General features: G+C 40.7%; 3 protein-coding genes. All 3 read left to right on the forward strand.

Going from position 1 to position 1,038, the window contains the following annotated elements:
• Positions 1–364 (forward strand): catalase-related domain-containing protein (locus AB5935_RS28060; RefSeq protein WP_368328110.1); only part of this gene is annotated, 364 nt, incomplete at its 5' end.
• Between the two features lie 162 nt (positions 365–526).
• Positions 527–745, forward strand: a complete 219-nt coding sequence (locus AB5935_RS28065; RefSeq protein ID WP_004297664.1) for a helix-turn-helix transcriptional regulator — start codon at positions 527–529, stop codon at positions 743–745.
• Positions 742–1,038: HipA N-terminal domain-containing protein (locus AB5935_RS28070; RefSeq protein ID WP_368328111.1), on the forward strand; the 297-nt coding region annotated here is incomplete at its 3' end. The genes AB5935_RS28065 and AB5935_RS28070, both read left to right, overlap by 4 nt.

Here is a 1,038-nt window from a genome sequence, read left to right on the forward strand (position 1 = left end):
TGACGGTGCTATGCGCGTAGACGGTAATTATGGTGCTACCAAAGGATATGAACCGAACAGTTACGGCGAATGGCAGGATTCTCCTACTATGAAAGAACCGCCTCTTAAAGTTACCGGTGAAGTTTACAACTACAATGAACGGGAATATGATGACGACTATTATAGCCAACCGGGTGACTTATTCCGACTGATGCCAGCTGAAGAACAACAATTATTGTTCGAAAATACAGCTCGCGCCATGGGAGACTCCGAATTGTTTATCAAACAACGTCATGTGCGCAACTGCTACAAAGCCGATCCTGCATATGGAACAGGAGTTGCCAAAGCGCTGGGTATTGACTTACAAGAGGCTTTGAAAGAATAATCTGCTATCACTTTCCTCTACAGGTACTCCTTCTTCCCAAAGAAAGAGTACCTGTTTTCTTATACCCCATAAGGTATAATTCATAAATCTACAACTAAATTTATACCCTAAAGGGTGTAAAATAGAAAATTTACATTATCTTTGTACCCAAAAGGGTATAATATGAATGATAAATCATTATCAGAATACGTCAAGCAAATGCGTAAAGAACATAACTTGACCCAAGTAGAGCTGTCCGAAAAATCAGGAGTCGGGTTACGTTTTGTACGCGAACTCGAACAGGGGAAACAGACTTTGCGTCTTGATAAAGTAAATCAAGTGCTTAGTCTCTTTGGAACGGAAGTGGGTGTTGTACCAATAAGTAAATTCAACAAGCTATGAGACAAGCACTCATATACAACCAAGACCAGTTGGCAGGATTGCTTACAGAAGATGAAAATGGCTATACCTTTCAATATGATACAGCCTACATTAAATCCAGCGATGCGGAATCTATCAGCCTCACACTGCCAATCTCGGAAAAGCCATATACAAGTCTAATATTATTCCCATTCTTTGACGGTCTTATTCCTGAAGGCTGGCTTTTAGATATTGCTGAAAAAAGTTGGAAGATAAATCGACGTGACCGTATGTCACTACTGCTTGCCTGTTGCAAAGATTGCATCGGTGCAGTT

Origin of the sequence: Phocaeicola sp. RTP21198st1_B8_RTP21198_201120 (assembly GCF_040929485.1) — a bacterium.
GTDB classification, from domain to species: domain Bacteria; phylum Bacteroidota; class Bacteroidia; order Bacteroidales; family Bacteroidaceae; genus Phocaeicola; species Phocaeicola dorei.